The organism is Serratia quinivorans, assembly GCF_052113645.1.
Taxonomy (GTDB): domain Bacteria; phylum Pseudomonadota; class Gammaproteobacteria; order Enterobacterales; family Enterobacteriaceae; genus Serratia; species Serratia quinivorans_B.
In genome coordinates, this window is record NZ_JBIEIU010000002.1 from 170,650 (window position 1) to 185,583 (window position 14,934).

13 protein-coding genes and 1 other annotated feature are annotated in these 14,934 nt (G+C 55.8%); of the genes, 7 read left to right on the plus strand and 6 right to left on the minus strand.

Features of this window, described 5'->3' with window-relative positions:
- Positions 1-4: 4 nt before the first annotated feature.
- Complete coding sequence (locus ACGS9J_RS06080) at positions 5-883, plus strand: metal ABC transporter solute-binding protein, Zn/Mn family (RefSeq protein ID WP_442230114.1); 879 nt, start codon at positions 5-7, stop codon at positions 881-883.
- 112 nt (positions 884-995) lie between these two features.
- On the opposite strand, the gene ykgO is transcribed toward ACGS9J_RS06080, so the two are convergent.
- The 4 genes from ykgO to sdeX form a co-directional block, all read right to left on the minus strand.
- Positions 996-1,136 (minus strand): type B 50S ribosomal protein L36, encoded by a 141-nt coding sequence (gene ykgO / locus ACGS9J_RS06085; protein ID WP_012005563.1) that lies wholly within the window; start codon positions 1,134-1,136, stop codon positions 996-998.
- Between the two features lie 12 nt (positions 1,137-1,148).
- Positions 1,149-1,403: a type B 50S ribosomal protein L31 gene (locus ACGS9J_RS06090; RefSeq protein WP_020825521.1), complete on the minus strand. Its 255-nt coding sequence runs from the start codon at positions 1,401-1,403 to the stop codon at positions 1,149-1,151.
- Between the two features lie 326 nt (positions 1,404-1,729).
- Positions 1,730-4,876: a multidrug efflux RND transporter permease subunit SdeY gene (sdeY, locus tag ACGS9J_RS06095; RefSeq protein ID WP_442230115.1), complete on the minus strand. Its 3,147-nt coding sequence runs from the start codon at positions 4,874-4,876 to the stop codon at positions 1,730-1,732.
- 17 nt (positions 4,877-4,893) lie between these two features.
- Positions 4,894-6,081 (minus strand): multidrug efflux RND transporter periplasmic adaptor subunit SdeX, encoded by a 1,188-nt coding sequence (sdeX, locus tag ACGS9J_RS06100; protein ID WP_442230116.1) that lies wholly within the window; start codon positions 6,079-6,081, stop codon positions 4,894-4,896.
- Positions 6,082-6,223: 142 nt separating this feature from the next.
- Here sdeX and acrR point away from each other — a divergent pair, with 142 nt between their 5' ends.
- The 3 genes from acrR (at position 6,224) to mscK (ending at position 10,772) form a co-directional block, all read left to right on the plus strand.
- On the plus strand, positions 6,224-6,913 hold the full coding sequence (acrR, locus tag ACGS9J_RS06105; RefSeq protein ID WP_442230117.1) for a multidrug efflux transporter transcriptional repressor AcrR: 690 nt from the start codon (positions 6,224-6,226) through the stop codon (positions 6,911-6,913).
- An 11-nt stretch (positions 6,914-6,924) separates the two neighbouring features.
- The gene (locus tag ACGS9J_RS06110; protein WP_442230118.1) at positions 6,925-7,278 is read left to right on the plus strand and encodes a DsrE/DsrF/TusD sulfur relay family protein; all 354 of its coding nucleotides are present in this window, start codon (positions 6,925-6,927) and stop codon (positions 7,276-7,278) included.
- Between the two features lie 101 nt (positions 7,279-7,379).
- Positions 7,380-10,772 (plus strand): mechanosensitive channel MscK, encoded by a 3,393-nt coding sequence (mscK, locus tag ACGS9J_RS06115; protein ID WP_442230119.1) that lies wholly within the window; start codon positions 7,380-7,382, stop codon positions 10,770-10,772.
- Between the two features lie 39 nt (positions 10,773-10,811).
- Here mscK and rsmS read toward each other — a convergent pair whose 3' ends face one another.
- On the minus strand, positions 10,812-10,991 hold the full coding sequence (rsmS, locus tag ACGS9J_RS06120) for a pleiotropic regulatory protein RsmS (protein ID WP_020825528.1): 180 nt from the start codon (positions 10,989-10,991) through the stop codon (positions 10,812-10,814).
- A gap of 104 nt (positions 10,992-11,095) precedes the next feature.
- Positions 11,096-11,632, minus strand: a complete 537-nt coding sequence (priC, locus tag ACGS9J_RS06125; protein WP_442230120.1) for a primosomal replication protein PriC — start codon at positions 11,630-11,632, stop codon at positions 11,096-11,098.
- A 150-nt stretch (positions 11,633-11,782) separates the two neighbouring features.
- On the opposite strand from priC, the gene ACGS9J_RS06130 reads away from it, so the two are divergent.
- From ACGS9J_RS06130 to dnaX, 3 genes are all read left to right on the plus strand, one after another.
- Positions 11,783-12,163, plus strand: coding sequence for a DUF454 family protein (locus ACGS9J_RS06130; protein ID WP_442230121.1), 381 nt, complete (start codon positions 11,783-11,785; stop codon positions 12,161-12,163).
- 148 nt (positions 12,164-12,311) lie between these two features.
- Positions 12,312-12,863, plus strand: a complete 552-nt coding sequence (apt, locus tag ACGS9J_RS06135) for an adenine phosphoribosyltransferase (protein WP_044548731.1) — start codon at positions 12,312-12,314, stop codon at positions 12,861-12,863.
- A gap of 83 nt (positions 12,864-12,946) precedes the next feature.
- On the plus strand, positions 12,947-14,899 hold the full coding sequence (gene dnaX, locus ACGS9J_RS06140; protein WP_442230122.1) for a DNA polymerase III subunit gamma/tau: 1,953 nt from the start codon (positions 12,947-12,949) through the stop codon (positions 14,897-14,899).
- Positions 14,232-14,296 (plus strand) — a sequence feature (DnaX frameshifting element). (Overlaps the previous gene by 65 nt.)
- Positions 14,900-14,934: the final 35 nt, after the last annotated feature.

Consider the following 14,934-nt stretch of genomic DNA (forward strand, 5'->3'; position numbering starts at 1 on the left):
AAGTATGAAACGTTTACCTATTACGCTGGCGGTCGCTGCTCTGCTGTCCAGCCCGTTGGCGATGGCAAAGACCGTGGATGCCGTCGCCAGTTTTTCTATTCTGGGCGATATCGTCAAGCAGGTGGGGGGAGAGCACGTCAAGGTCACCACGCTGGTGGGCCCGGACGGCGATCCGCACAGCTTTGAGCCTTCGCCGAAGGACAGCAAGGTGCTGTCGCAGGCTGAGGTGGTGTTCGTGAGTGGTCTGGGGCTGGAAGGCTGGATCGACCGGCTGGTGAGCGCCTCGGGTTATAAGGGGCAGGTCATCACCGCATCGCAAGGGATCAGTTCACGCCAGATGGAAGACGACGGTAAAGAGATCACCGATCCTCACGCCTGGAACAGCATGAAGAATGGCGTGCAGTACGCCACCAACGTGATGAATGCGCTGATAGCGGCCGATCCTGAAGACGCCAACTATTTCCGCCAGCGCGGCGCGGAGTACATCCAACAGCTGCAGAAGCTGGATTTATGGGCCAAAACGCAGTTTGCCGCCGTCCCGCAGCAAAAGCGTAAAGTACTGACCAGCCACGATGCTTTTGGTTACTTTGGGCAAGAATATGGCGTCACCTTCCTTGCCCCGGTCGGTTTCTCTACCGAAGCAGAAGCCAGCGCCAGCGACGTGGCCGGTTTGATCAAGCAGATCAAACAGGAAAAGGTGACGGCGTACTTTATTGAAAATCAGACCGACCCGCGGCTGGTGAAGCAGATTGCTGCGGCAACCGGGGCAAAAGCCGGTGGTGAGCTGTACCCAGAGGCGTTATCTCAGCCACAGGGGCCGGCTGCGAATTACGTGCAGGCATTCAAGCACAATGTCGATACCTTGCTGAGCAGTATGAAATAAACCTCCAGCGGCCCCGTTATGCTGCGGGGCTGCTGAGGGCACTTTCGCTTTCTCCATAAAAAAAGCCCCGTTGAGCAGCAACGGGGCTTTACGACAGAGGGCACTACGGAAGTTAACGCTTTTTCTTACGTCCCTGTACCGCTTTAAAACGCGGGTTGGTTTTACAGATCACATAGATACGGCCCTTGCGGCGCACCACTTTGCAATCCGGATGGCGATTTTTCGCCGAACGCAATGAACTCAAAACCTGCATGTTGATTCCCTGTTACTTCTTGCCAAGAAAGCGGCCGAAACGCTGCTGGAAACGGGCAGTGCTGCCCTCTTTAGAGAACTCTTTCTGCTTGCCGGTGTAATACGGATGCGAAGCGGAAGAGACGTCGATAGTGACATACGGCCAGTTTTCACCGTCCAACTCGATGGTGCGGTCGGTGTTGATGGTCGAACCCACTTTAAAGTAGGCATTGGCACTCAGGTCGTGGAACACCACGGTACGATAATTGGGATGGATACCTGCTTTCATGATGCACTCCAATGTAATGTTATACTATAACAATAATTATGCGCCGCACGGCAAAGTGGATCAAGCACAAAATGCATCCGCAGGTGAATTAATGAGAGTGATTTGCATTAAGCAGATGAAGCAAAAGAAAAAGGCCGCATAAGCGGCCTCAGAGTGCTGACAAAATCCTGTGTAGTTAAAAGTCCCGATCCAGGAACTAATAAAAACAAAGGATTATATCTTCTGATTTACCCCAAACATCCGAAAATCCCATTTTTCGGGTGTTTGTCATCAGAAAAAGGCCGCATAAGCGGCCTTTTGTTCAGGAGGAAAACAGCACTGAGTTATCAGTGATGCTCGACCGGATGGCTGTGCTCCAGGTCTTCAGACTTCTTGCCGAAGCGGCGGCGAACCACCACGAAGAACACCGGAACAAAGAACAGGGCCAGCACGGTGGCGGTAATCATCCCGCCCATAACGCCGGTACCTACTGCGTTCTGTGCGCCGGAGCCTGCACCGTTACTGATAACCAACGGCAGTACCCCGAGGATGAAGGCCAGTGAGGTCATCAGGATTGGACGCAGACGCATACGTACCGCATCGAGCGTCGCTTCGATCAGACCCTTGCCTTCTTTCTCCATCAGATCCTTGGCGAATTCCACTATCAGGATGGCGTTCTTCGCCGACAGACCTATGGTGGTCAACAGGCCCACCTGGAAGTAAACGTCGTTGTTCATGCCGCGCATGGTCGCTGCCAGCAGGGCACCGATGACGCCCAGCGGCAGTACCAGCATGACCGAGAACGGAATCGACCAGCTTTCATACAACGCCGCCAGACACAAGAACACCACCAGAATCGAAATGGCGTACAGGGCAGGTGCCTGGTTGCCGGACAGACGTTCCTGGTAGGACATGCCGGTCCAGTCGTAACCAATGCCGTTCGGCAGTTTGGACGCCAGTTCTTCCATCATGTTCATTGCCTCACCGGTACTCTTGCCCGGTGCCGCTTGCCCCAGAATTTCCATGGATGGCAGGCCGTTATAACGTTCCAGACGTGGTGAACCGTATTCCCATTTCGCCGTAGAGAAGGCGGAGAATGGCACCATCTGGCCGGTGTCGCCACGGACAAACCACTTATTGATATCTTCCGGCAGCATACGGAATGGCGCATCAGCCTGCACATAAACCTTCTTCACACGACCGCGGTCGATGAAGTCGTTTACGTAGGTCCCACCCAGTGCGGTTGTCAGCGTACTGTTGATGGTGGTGATGCTCACGCCCAACGCCTTGGCTTTCTCCTGATCGATGATCAGTTTGAACTGTGGGGTATCTTCCAGGCCGTTAGGGCGCATACCCACCAACAGGTCCGGATGCTTGGCAGCCATGCCCAACAACTCGTTACGCGCTTCGGTCAGTTTTTCGTGGCCTAAACCACCCTGATCGATCAGCTCAAAGTCGAAGCCTGTCGCGGTGCCGAGTTCGATAATTGCCGGCAGGTTGAACGGGAACACCAGGCCTTCTTTAATCTGCGAGAACGCACCCATGGCGCGGCCAGCAATAGCAGGCACTTTATTCTGCTCACCGGAACGCTCGGACCAGTCTTTCAGGCTGACGAATGACAGACCGTTGTTCTGGCCGTTACCGTTGAAGCCGAAGCCTGCGACGGTAAACACCGAGACCACGTTGTCCTTTTCCTTGGTCATGAAGTAGTCGGTGACTTCTTCCAGCACTTTAGCGGTACGCGCTTCAGTCGCCCCCGCTGGCAGCTGAACCATGGTTAACAGGATGCCCTGATCTTCTTCCGGCAGGAACGAGGACGGCAGGCGCAGGAACAGCAGGCCCATGCCAACAACGATCAGCAGGTAGATCACCAGATAACGCCCGGTGCTGCGCAGAATGTTGGCTACGCTGTCGGTGTAGTGGTTGGTGCTCTTTTCGAACATGCGGTTAAACCAGCCGAAGAAGCCTGTTTTAATCCCATGATCGCCTTTCGGGACCGGTTTGAGCATGGTGGCGCACAATGCCGGCGTCAGGATCATCGCCACCAGAACCGACAGGGCCATCGCGGAGACGATGGTGATCGAGAACTGGCGATAGATGGCACCGGTTGAACCGCCGAAGAATGCCATAGGTACGAATACCGCTGACAGCACCATGGCGATACCGACCAATGCACCCTGGATTTGGCCCATCGATTTACGGGTGGCTTCTTTCGGCGACAGTCCCTCTTCGGACATGACACGCTCGACGTTTTCCACCACCACGATGGCGTCATCCACCAACAAGCCTATCGCCAGCACCATCCCGAACATCGTTAGGGTGTTGATCGAGAAGCCGAACGCCGCCAGTATCGCAAAGGTCCCCAGCAATACCACCGGTACCGCGATAGTAGGAATCAACGTCGCACGGAAGTTCTGCAGGAACAGATACATAACCAGGAACACCAGCAAGATCGCTTCCATCAGCGTTTTTACTACTTCGTTGATGGAGATTTTAACGAACGGAGTGGTGTCGTATGGGTAAACCACTTTCATCCCCTGCGGGAAGAAGGGTTCCATTTTGGTCAGTGCATCTTTTACGCCTTTGGCAGTATTCAGGGCGTTAGCGCCGGTGGCAAGTTTGATCCCCAAACCTGCGGCCGGTTTACCGTTGTAACGAGCGGTTACTGCGTAGCTTTCTGCACCGCGTTCAATGTGCGCCACATCTCTCAGACGAACCTGAGAACCATCACTGTTCACCTTCAGCAGAATTTTACCGAACTCTTCAGGAGAGGTCAGACGAGTCTGCGCGATGATCGAGGCGTTCAACTGTTGCCCCGGCACCGGTGGCATACCGCCCAACTGCCCTGCGGCGATCTGGTTGTTTTGCTCGGTAATGGATGAGGTGACATCCGTGGTCGTTAGCTGGAAATTATTCAGTTTGTTCGGATCCAGCCAGATACGCATCGCGTACTGGGCACCGAACAGCTGCACTTCACCCACGCCGGATGAACGGCTGATAGGATCCTTGATGTTGGAGGCCACGTAGTCCGCAATGTCATCCTGGGTCATGTTCGGATCGTCAGAAACGAAGCCGGCCACCATCAGGAAGCTGCTGCTGGATTTTTCTACTTTCAGACCCTGCTGCTGCACTTCTTGCGGCAGTAACGGGGTGGCCAGAGACAGTTTGTTCTGGACCTGAACCTGCGCGATGTCAGGGTCGGTACCGGAATCAAACGTCAATGTAATGGTGACGCTACCAGAGGAATCGCTGGTGGAAGACATGTACATCAGATTATCGATACCGTTCATGTTCTGTTCGATAATCTGAGTGACGGTATCTTGCACCGTTTTTGCATCCGCGCCTGGATAGTTAGCGGAAATACTGACCGCTGGTGGTGCAATAGTTGGATACTGCGCAATTGGCAGTTTCATTATTGACAACACACCCGCCAACATGATGATGATGGCGATTACCCAGGCGAAAATAGGGCGATCTATAAAGAACTTAGCCATGTCTTACCGGCTCCTTTTTATGACTTCTGCGCTTCAGACTGCGGCTGCTTTTGCGCCTGAGTGTCAACTTCTTGCACTTTTACCTGAGCGCCCGGACGGACTTTCATCAAGCCGGTGACAATCACGCGGTCGCCGGCTTTCAAACCGTCGGTAACCAGCCATTTGTCGCCGATAGCCTGATCCGCCTTCAGCGTACGCAATTCAACCTTGTCGTCAGCGCCCACCACCAGTGCGGTAGCATCGCCACGCGGGTTACGCGTCACACCCTGCTGTGGCACCAGCAATGCGTCGCTGCGCACGCCTTCGTCCAGACGGGCGCGAACGAACATGCCCGGCAACAGCGTATCGTTCGGGTTAGGGAACACGGCACGAATGGTGATGGAACCGGTGGTTTCATCAACGGTAACGTCAGAGAATTCCAGCGTCCCTTCCTGAGCGTATTGCGCGCCGTTTTCCAGCAGCAGTTTCACTTTGGCTTTGCCGTTCTCTTGTTTCAGCGCACCGCTTGCCAGTTCTTGCTTCAGACGCAGGAAATCGTTGCTCGACTGAGTGACGTCGACGTACATCGGATCAAGCTGTTGCACGGTGGACAGAGCAGTGGTTTGGCCGTTAGTGACCAGCGCGCCTTCGGTCACGGCAGATTTGCCGATGCGGCCGGAGATTGGCGAGGTGACTTTGGTGTAAGCCAGGTTGATGCGTGCGGTTTCCACGGCGGCTTTCGAGGCCACCACTGCGGCTTCTGCCTGCTGCAGGTTGGAGACTGCGGTATCGTAATCCTGCTTACTGATGTAGCTGGTACCCAGCAATGGTTTATAACGGTTTACCGTCACGCGCGCGATCGATGCGCTGGCCTGAGATTTGGCCAGATCGCCTTTGGCGCTGTCGTAGCTTGCCTGATAGGTGGCTGGATCAATCTGATACAGGGAAGAGCCTGCTTTGATATCACTACCTTCAACAAAGTTGCGTTTCAGGATAATACCACTGACCTGAGGGCGAACTTCGGCGATACGATACGCAGCGGTACGACCAGGAAGATCGGTAGTGATGTTGAGAGGTTCGGCCTTCAATGTCACTACACCCACTTCGGGAGCCGGTGCCTGGGCGCCTTGTTGTTGGGTTTCTTTATCGTTACATCCTGTTAGCACTAAGCTGCCTGAAAGCATCAGAACTGCCGCCAGAGGCGTTAACCCTCTGTTTTTGTTCATAGAAAAACCTCAAGTGTCCGATTTCAAAATGATCAATGGATCACAAGCTTTAAAACCCATTGCTGCGTTAATTGTAAGTGCGTGCTATGGTACATACATACACGAATGTATGTAAATCTTACTCCCCCGAAAAAACAACGCCATGGCACGAAAAACCAAACAGCAAGCGCAAGAGACTCGACAGCATATTCTTGACGCTGCGGTGCGAGAATTCTCTGAACGTGGCGTTTCTGCAACGTCCCTGACAGATATCGCCACCGCTGCTGGGGTTACGCGTGGTGCAATTTATTGGCACTTCAAGAATAAGGTAGACCTGTTTAACGAAGTTTGGGAATTATCAGAGTCGAAAATAGGCGATCTCGAACTAGAGTATCAGGCAAAGTACCCAGAGAATCCACTGCGTATTTTACGCGAAATTCTAATTTATATTCTGACAGCTACGGTAGATGATGCCCGCAGACGCGCCTTGATGGAGATTGTGTTCCATAAGTGTGAATTTGTCGGTGAGATGCTGCCGTTGCAGGAAGCGCGTAAAGTGCTGTACCTGGAAGGGTACGAACGCATTGAGTCCGTGCTGCGCAACAGCATACGTCACGGTCAGCTCCCCGCCGATTTACACACCCGCCGCGCGTCGATCATCCTGCGTGCCTACATTACCGGCCTGATGGAAAACTGGCTGTTTATGCCGGAAAGCTTTGATCTGAAAGCCGAGGCGGCGGTGTTGATCGATTCATTTATCGAAATGGCCCAATTCAGCCCGACCTTGCGGATAAAGCCGGAAGAGCGGGGACTGGCGGCGCAGCCGTTCAGCAAAGATTGCCATCCTCTGTAAGGAGAAACACCATGTCATCCGTTGTCTTGATCGCCAATGGCGCCGCTTATGGTCACGAATCGCTGTTTAACGCACTGCGTTTGGCGATTGCGTTGAAAGAGCAACAAACAGACCTCGAGCTGAAACTGTTTTTGATGTCCGATGCGGTGGTCGCGGGTATTGCCGGGCAGCAGCCGCATGAGGGCTACCATTTACAACAAATGCTGGAAATCCTCACCGCTCAACAGGTACCGGTAAAATTGTGCAAAACCTGCGCCGATGCGCGCGGTGTCAGCCGATTGCCGCTGGCGGATGGGGTGGAGATCGGCACGCTGGTGGAGTTGGCACAGTGGACGCTGGCGGCAGAGAAAGTCCTGACTTTCTAAAGTCCGCGACATTTGTACATCACCCGCAACGCTTTTCTTATTCTTAGGCTCTCTGCGATCGTGATAATCTTCAGGCTTCTTTATTGATTCGAAGCCAAATCATGCATCGCAGGTTAGCCAAACGTCTTTTTCTGCCGCTATTCTCGTTCTTCGGTGTGGAGTCCTCCCGCGCCCTGGCCCTGTTTTTGCTGATCGCGGCTTGCGCGGTCTGCCAACCTGCAGCCTATGCGACACTCAACGGCGATTTACCGTCACGCAGTGAAATCCAAAGCCAGCTTGATGCGCTGAATAAGCAAAAGACGCTGACGCCGGTCAATAAACTGACGCAGCAAGACCTCTCCCGTACCCTCGAGCTGCTGGATGCCATCGAACGCACCAAACAGGATGGCGCACAGCTCAAACAGCAGCTGCAGTTGGCACCGGGCAAACTGCGCCAGGTGACCGAGGATCTGGATGCTCTCAAAACGCCGGTCGACAGCGCGGCCGCTAGGGCCGAACTGCTGCCGCTTTCGCTGCGCCAATTGGAAACCCGACTCTACCAAACGCTCGATGACCTGCAGACGGCACAGGAGAACCTGTCCACCTATAACAGCCAGCTGGTTTCTCTGCAGACTCAACCTGAGCGGGTGCAGAGCAGCATGTATACCGCCTCCCAGCGGCTGCAGGAGATCCGCAACCAAATCAACGATCAGACGCCGGGGCAAAACGCCTTGCGCGACAGCCAGTTGGTGATGCTGGCAACCGAACAGACGCTGCTCAATGCGCAGATCGATCTGCAACGCAAAAGTCTGGAAGCCAACACCACCCTGCAAGATCTGCTGCAGAAGCAGCGCGATTACACGACCGGACATATCGATGCGCTCGACCACAACGTGCAATTGCTGCAGGAAGTGGTCAACAGCAAGCGCCTGACGCTGTCGGAAAAAACCGCCAAAGAGGCGCAGAACCCGGAAGACGCCACGGACATTCAGCACGATCAGTTGGTCAGCAAAGAGCTGGATGTCAACCGCCAACTCAGCCAGCGGTTGATCGCCGCTACCGAAGAAAGCAACGTGCTGTTCCAGCAGAATATTCGGGTGAAGAACTGGCTGGATCGCGGTCTGCAGGCGGAGCGTAATCTGAAAGAGCAGATCCAGGTGCTGAAAGGCAGCCTGGTGCTGTCGCGCATTTTGTATCAGCAGCAACAAAGCCTGCCGCAGGGGACGCTGGTGGCGGATATGGGCACGCGCATTGCCGATCTGCGCCTGGAACAGTTTGATATCAACCAACAGCGCGACGACCTGTTCAAGGGCGACGATTACATCAATAAACTGGTCGCCGACAGTAAAGAAAAAGCCAGTGCCGACGTGCTGGATGCCCTGAACGAAATCGTCGATATGCGGCGCGAACTGTTGGATCAGTTGAACAAACAGCTCAGTAATCAGCTGGCGCAGTCGATCAGCCTGCAGATCAACCAACAGCAGCTAACCAGCGTTAACAGCTCACTGCGCGATACCCTGACCCAGCAGATTTTCTGGGTAAACAGCAATAAACCGGTCGATCTGGCGTGGCTGAAAGCCTTGCCGGGCGCGGTGAGAGATCAACTGGCCGCGCTCGACTTCAAATTAGACCTCGGCAAAATGCTGCAGGGCGGGCTGAATTCACTGATTATGCTGATCCCGCTGTTGCTGTTGCTTGGCCTGTTGCGCTGGCGCTACAGGCTGATCGACAACCATTTGCAGAAACTGGCCAATGATGTGGGGCAGTTAAAGCGTGACAGCCAAATGCACACGCCAAAGGCGATTCTGCTGACCTTGCTGAAGGTGGTGCCCGGTTCGGCGCTGCTGCTCGGTGCCGGTTTCTGGTGTTATCGCGCGGAAATCGGCCTCAGTGACTTTCTCTGGGCGCTGTCGCAACAGCTGGCGCTGTTCTGGCTGATTTTCGGTTTCACCTACCGCACGCTGGCGCCAGGTGGCATTTGCGAGCGGCATTTCAACTTCACCGCAGAGCTTTGCGCCCATTACCGTCGCCAGACGATGCGTCTGGGGTTGGCACTGTTGCCGCTGATCTTCTGGTCGGTGTTGGGCGAGAAAGCGCCGCTGCGGCTGGTGGAAGACGTCATTGGCCAGGTCGTGGTGATGCTGACTTTGGCACTGCTGGCGGTGCTGGTGTTCCCGCTGTGTCGCGACAGTTGGCGTGAAAAAGGCTCGCACGCGGTACGGCTGATCATCGTCACCGCCATTGCCGCTACGCCGCTGATCCTGCTTGGGCTGATGTTCGCTGGTTATTTCTACACCACGCTGCGCCTGGCCGGCCGCTGGATCGACAGCCTGTATCTGTTCTTCCTGTGGAACATCGTATATCTGACCGCCATTCGCGGTCTGAGCGTTGCGGCGCGCCGTCTGGCCTACCGCCGCGCGATAGCTCGTCGTCAGAGCCTGGCGAAAGAGAAAGAGGGGGCCGAAGGGGTTGAACCGGTAGAGGAGCCGCCTTTGGCGCTCGATCAGATCAACCAGCAGTCGCTGCGCCTGACCACCATGGTACTGTTTATCATCTTCGCCAGCGCCCTGTATGGCATTTGGTCAGATCTGGTGACGGTGATTTCGTACCTGGACAGCATCACGCTGTGGCATTACACCACCACCATCGCCGGCAGCAGCGTGGCGCAGGCGGTGACGTTGGGCAACATGATGGTGGCGATAGCGGCGGTGATCGTCGCCTATGTGATGACGCGCAACTTGCCCGGTTTGCTGGAGGTGGTGGTGCTGTCGCGGCTGCAACTGCGGCAGGGGGCCTCTTATGCCGTCACCACCATACTGACTTACCTGATTACCACCGTGGGCGCGATAACCGCGCTGGGCTCGCTGGGTGTCTCCTGGGATAAACTGCAATGGCTGGCGGCCGGTTTGACCGTCGGGCTGGGCTTCGGTCTGCAGGAGATCTTCGCCAACTTTGTCTCTGGCCTGATCATCCTGTTCGAACGGCCGATTCGTATCGGCGATACCATCACTATTGGCACCTTCTCCGGCTCGGTCAGCAAAATCCGCATTCGCGCCACCACCATCACCGACTTTGATCGCAAAGAGGTGATCATTCCGAACAAGGCGTTTGTGACCGAACGGCTGATCAACTGGTCGCTGTCAGACACCATCACCCGCGTGTTGATCAAGGTAGGCGTGGCCTACGGCTCCGATCTGGACAAGGTGAAAGCGGTATTGTTGAAGGCGGCGCATGATAACCCGCGGGTGATGACCGATCCGGAACCGCAGGTGTTCTTCCTTAATTTCGGCGCCAGCACGCTGGATCACGAACTGCGCCTTTACGTGCGCGAATTACGTGACCGCAGCTATACCGTCGACGAACTGAATCGCTCGATTGAACGCCTGTGCCGCGAGAACGACATCAATATTGCCTTCAACCAGCTTGAGGTGTATTTGCACAATCAGCAGGGTAACGAGGTGCAGGAAGTCAAACGGACGCTATCGCCGGATGAAGGTGGCCCGTTGGCAGGATAGTGGCGAGGAAGTCAGGGTTCAGCGCAGGCTGAACCCTTTTTACTGCCCGACAGGCAGGTAAGGGGAGGTGACGCCGTTGCGCTGCAGCTTTTCCTGGTAGTCCCGTTTGACAATATCCAGCGCCGCCAGCGCGGTGGCTGGATCGATCTCATTGCATTCCAGCAGGTAAATCAGGTCGACCGCCAGTTGCAATTCTGGTGAGGCATTTTCTAGAGACATAAAATCCACGTTTTAATTGAGATGAATGAGTACTGCTGCTTCGGCTGAGTATAGTGAACAAGATCCATGGAGGGGAATAATCATTAAAATATTGTGATAAATCTTCAAAAACCGTTTTCTTTCCGTTCAATACTGCGCTCAATACGCGCCAGCGCCTGACGGCAACGCATCAATCGGCCTTCCAGCGCCGCCAGTTCGTGTTGCAGTTTTTGCTGCGCCGCCAGCGTGGTCTGTCTGCCCAGCAGGCTTTCCCGATCCTGAATCATCGAAATGATCCGGCGCTCATAATCCTGATGCTCGGCCAGCTTATGATACAAATCGACCGCAGTCGCTTCTTTGGGCTGATTTTTACGGCGTAATGCCTGGGTTGCCAGCTCACGCTGCAGCGCGGTGATCTGCGCCACCAATTTCTCGGCCAGAAAGGCCACCTGAGTGGTGCGGCTGTCGTTGGCCGCGGTCTGCAACTGGGCGAAGTTCTTTTGCACTTCGGTCAGATAATCGCGCAACCGAGTGCCGCGGTTAGAGAATAGCGCAGCGTCAAAGCGCGCCTGAGGGATCGGCGCATCGCCGCGCGGGGTGATTTCACCGGCTAATACCGTGATCTGTTGTTCTAACGCTTGTAAAAGACGCTGAGTGCTCACGTCGGCTCCATTATTATGCTTGTGGGCTCAGCTTGCCCGCGATCACGCCGTGAAACAAGCACCGCGCGCATATTCCCCCGGTTGCGACTGGTGGCGCAGGGGAAGCCGATGATAAAGTAACGCCAGACAGATTGATGGACAAGGACTCGCATGACGCGTTGGTTATTGATTATCCTCGGCTGGTTGGCGGTGGTGCTGGCGACGCTGGGCGTGGTATTGCCGTTGCTGCCGACCACGCCGTTTCTGCTGTTGGCCGCCTGGTGCTTTGCCCGTTCGTCGCCCCGATTCCACAACTGGCTGCTGTACCGTTCCTGGTTCGGGCCCTATCTGCGTCATTGGCAGCAGCACCGCGCATTGCCGCCAGGAGCGAAATGGAAGGCGGTCCTGGTGATGGTGCTGACATTCGCGGTTTCGCTGTGGCTGGTGAAAATCTGGTGGGTGCGTGCCGTGCTGTTATTGATGCTGGCTATTTTGCTGACCTTTATGTGGCGTCTGCCGGTTGTTGACCTGTCGCAACAAAAACAGCGCTGATCGTGCGCCGCCGGTTGCATTTGTCCGCCAGTTTGCATAGATTTGGGCGTTTTCGTGCTCGGGCTGCTTCCCATTCCCTGTTTATGTCGGGATCGGGTTACAGGCGATCCGTGCGCAAGTCATCAGGCAGTTTTATCAGGCAATAATTATGACCGCTACTGCACAGCAGCTTCAGTTTATTAAAGACAGTATCAAAACCATTCCGGATTACCCTAAGCCGGGCATACTGTTCCGTGACGTCACCAGCCTGCTGGAAAATCCGCTGGCCTATGCCGCCAGCATCGAATTGCTGGTTGAGCGCTTCCGCGAAGCGGGCGTGACCAAAGTGGTTGGCACCGAAGCGCGCGGTTTCCTGTTTGGTGCCCCGGTGGCGCTGGCGCTGGGCGTGGGCTTTGTTCCCGTGCGTAAACCGGGCAAGCTGCCACGCGCGACGCTCAGTGAAAGTTATGAGCTGGAATACGGCACTGACCAACTGGAAATCCACACCGATGCTATCAGTGCCGGTGATAAAGTGCTGGTGGTGGACGATCTGCTGGCGACCGGCGGTACTATCGAAGCGACCGCAAAACTGATCCGCCGTTTGGGCGGTGAAGTTAAAGACGCCGCTTTCATTATTAACCTGCCGGATCTCGGCGGCGAAGCGCGTTTAAACTCTCTGGGTATTGAATGCTACAGCCTGGTCAACTTCGCCGGCCACTGATCTGCATTACCACAACGGCCTCGCGGATCGCCGCGGGGCTGTGTTAGCATGACCCTCCAGATTACTCGACTTTTCCGGTATTAATGAGCTATCAGGTTCTTGCCCGTAAGTGGCGCCCTCAAACGTTTGCAGATGTTGTCGGACAGGAACACGTCCTGACTGCGCTGGCTAACGGCCTCTCGCTGGGGCGGATTCATCACGCCTATCTGTTCTCGGGCACGCGCGGCGTGGGTAAAACCACCATTGCGCGCCTGCTGGCCAAAGGCCTGAACTGTGAAACCGGCATCACCGCCACGCCGTGCGGTCAATGCGATAACTGCCGCGAGATTGAGCAGGGCCGCTTTGTTGATCTGATCGAGATCGACGCCGCGTCCAGAACCAAGGTGGAAGATACCCGCGATCTGCTGGATAACGTCCAGTACGCCCCCGCCCGTGGCCGCTTCAAGGTTTACCTGATTGACGAAGTGCACATGCTCTCGCGCCACAGCTTCAATGCGCTGTTGAAAACGCTGGAAGAGCCGCCTTCTCACGTCAAATTCTTGCTGGCGACCACCGATCCGCAAAAGCTGCCGGTCACTATTCTGTCACGTTGTCTGCAATTTCACCTCAAGGCGCTGGATGTCGATCAGATCCGCAACCAGTTGGAAACGGTCCTGCAGGCAGAACAAATCACCAGCGATCAGCGTGCACTGCAGCTGATAGCGCGTGCCGCCGACGGCAGCATGCGTGACGCGCTAAGCCTCACCGACCAGGCCATCGCCATGGGCCAGGGGCAGGTGACCACCACCACCGTCAGCCAAATGCTCGGCACGCTCGACGACGAACAGCCGCTGGCGATCCTCGAAGCTCTGGTGAGCGCCGATGGCGAAAAGGTGATGGCGCAGGTCGCGCAGGCCGCTTCGCGCGGTGTCGACTGGGAAAATCTGCTGGTTGAGACGCTGGCCTTGCTGCACCGGATCGCAATGGTGCAACTGCTGCCGTCGGTACTGGACAATCATTACGCCGCCATTGAACAGCGGCTGCGTGAGTTGGCGCGCACCTTGCCGCCGACTGACGTACAGCTTTATTACCAAACGCTGTTGGTTGGCCGCAAAGAGCTGGCCTTTGCGCCAGATCGCCGCATGGGGGTTGAAATGACCCTGCTGCGCGCACTGGCGTTTCACCCGAAAGCGCTGATCCCGGAGCCAGTGGCGATGGTGCAAACCGCGCCTGCGCAGATGGCGCAGCCACAGGCACAACCGGCTCAGCCGCCGCAATTTCAGGACGCGCCGCCGCCGTTAGGGCAGGTCGCTCCACAGAATAATCAGCAAGCGAATTTACCGGATGCCACCGCGCAATTATTAAAGGCGCGCACCCAGCTGTTGCGGCAGCAGGGAGCATCCACACCAAAAAAGAGTGAACCGGCGGCGCCTGGAAAAGCGCGGCCGGCAAACTCAGCACTGGAGCGGTTGGCTTCCGTGACTGAGCGCAGCCAGCAGCGCCAGGCGGAAAAACTGATCCACGAAAAACCGGCCAAACCGGAAGCTTATCGCTGGCGTGCTCTGACCGAGCCGGAAGCCGAGCCGGAACCGCTGGCGACGCCAAAAGCATTGCGTACTGCGCTCGAACATGAGAAAACGCCCGAACTGTCGGCCAAGCTGGTGGTGGAGTCGCTGGAGCGCGATGCCTGGGCGGCGGAAATCGACCAGCTGAAAATTCCAAAACTGGTGCAGCAGCTGGCGTTAAACGCGGTTAAAGAAGTGCTGGAACCCAATAAAATTTGTCTCCATCTGCGGTCGTCGCAGCGCCATCTGAACTCGCCTTCGGCGCAGAAGGTGCTGACCGATGCGCTCAGCGAGCTGTACGGCAGCCCGGTTGAGTTGACCGTGGTGGAAGACGATAATCCGGCGGAGCGGACTCCGCTGGAGTGGCGCCAAGCCATTTATGAAGAAAAACTGGCGCAGGCGCGCCAGTCGATCGTTGCGGATACCAATATTCAGACGTTGCGCCGGTTCTTCGACGCAGATCTGGATGAAGAAAGTATTCGCCCCATTTAAACGCTGCGTAAAGTGCGCAGCCCTAGCGACGAGAG

What these genes read in the sequence shown, in the direction of transcription:
- mscK (WP_442230119.1), top strand. Translation starts at nt 7,380, where the DNA reads ATGCATCGCAGGTTAGCCAAACGTCTTTTTCTGCCGCTATTCTCGTTC.
- ACGS9J_RS06110 (WP_442230118.1), top strand. Translation starts at nt 6,925, where the DNA reads ATGTCATCCGTTGTCTTGATCGCCAATGGCGCCGCTTATGGTCACGAA.
- rsmS (WP_020825528.1), bottom strand. Translation starts at nt 10,991, where the DNA reads ATGTCTCTAGAAAATGCCTCACCAGAATTGCAACTGGCGGTCGACCTG.
- ACGS9J_RS06130 (WP_442230121.1), top strand. Translation starts at nt 11,783, where the DNA reads ATGACGCGTTGGTTATTGATTATCCTCGGCTGGTTGGCGGTGGTGCTG.
- apt (WP_044548731.1), top strand. Translation starts at nt 12,312, where the DNA reads ATGACCGCTACTGCACAGCAGCTTCAGTTTATTAAAGACAGTATCAAA.
- dnaX (WP_442230122.1), top strand. Translation starts at nt 12,947, where the DNA reads ATGAGCTATCAGGTTCTTGCCCGTAAGTGGCGCCCTCAAACGTTTGCA.
- acrR (WP_442230117.1), top strand. Translation starts at nt 6,224, where the DNA reads ATGGCACGAAAAACCAAACAGCAAGCGCAAGAGACTCGACAGCATATT.
- sdeY (WP_442230115.1), bottom strand. Translation starts at nt 4,876, where the DNA reads ATGGCTAAGTTCTTTATAGATCGCCCTATTTTCGCCTGGGTAATCGCC.
- ykgO (WP_012005563.1), bottom strand. Translation starts at nt 1,136, where the DNA reads ATGCAGGTTTTGAGTTCATTGCGTTCGGCGAAAAATCGCCATCCGGAT.
- sdeX (WP_442230116.1), bottom strand. Translation starts at nt 6,081, where the DNA reads ATGAACAAAAACAGAGGGTTAACGCCTCTGGCGGCAGTTCTGATGCTT.
- ACGS9J_RS06090 (WP_020825521.1), bottom strand. Translation starts at nt 1,403, where the DNA reads ATGAAAGCAGGTATCCATCCCAATTATCGTACCGTGGTGTTCCACGAC.
- ACGS9J_RS06080 (WP_442230114.1), top strand. Translation starts at nt 5, where the DNA reads ATGAAACGTTTACCTATTACGCTGGCGGTCGCTGCTCTGCTGTCCAGC.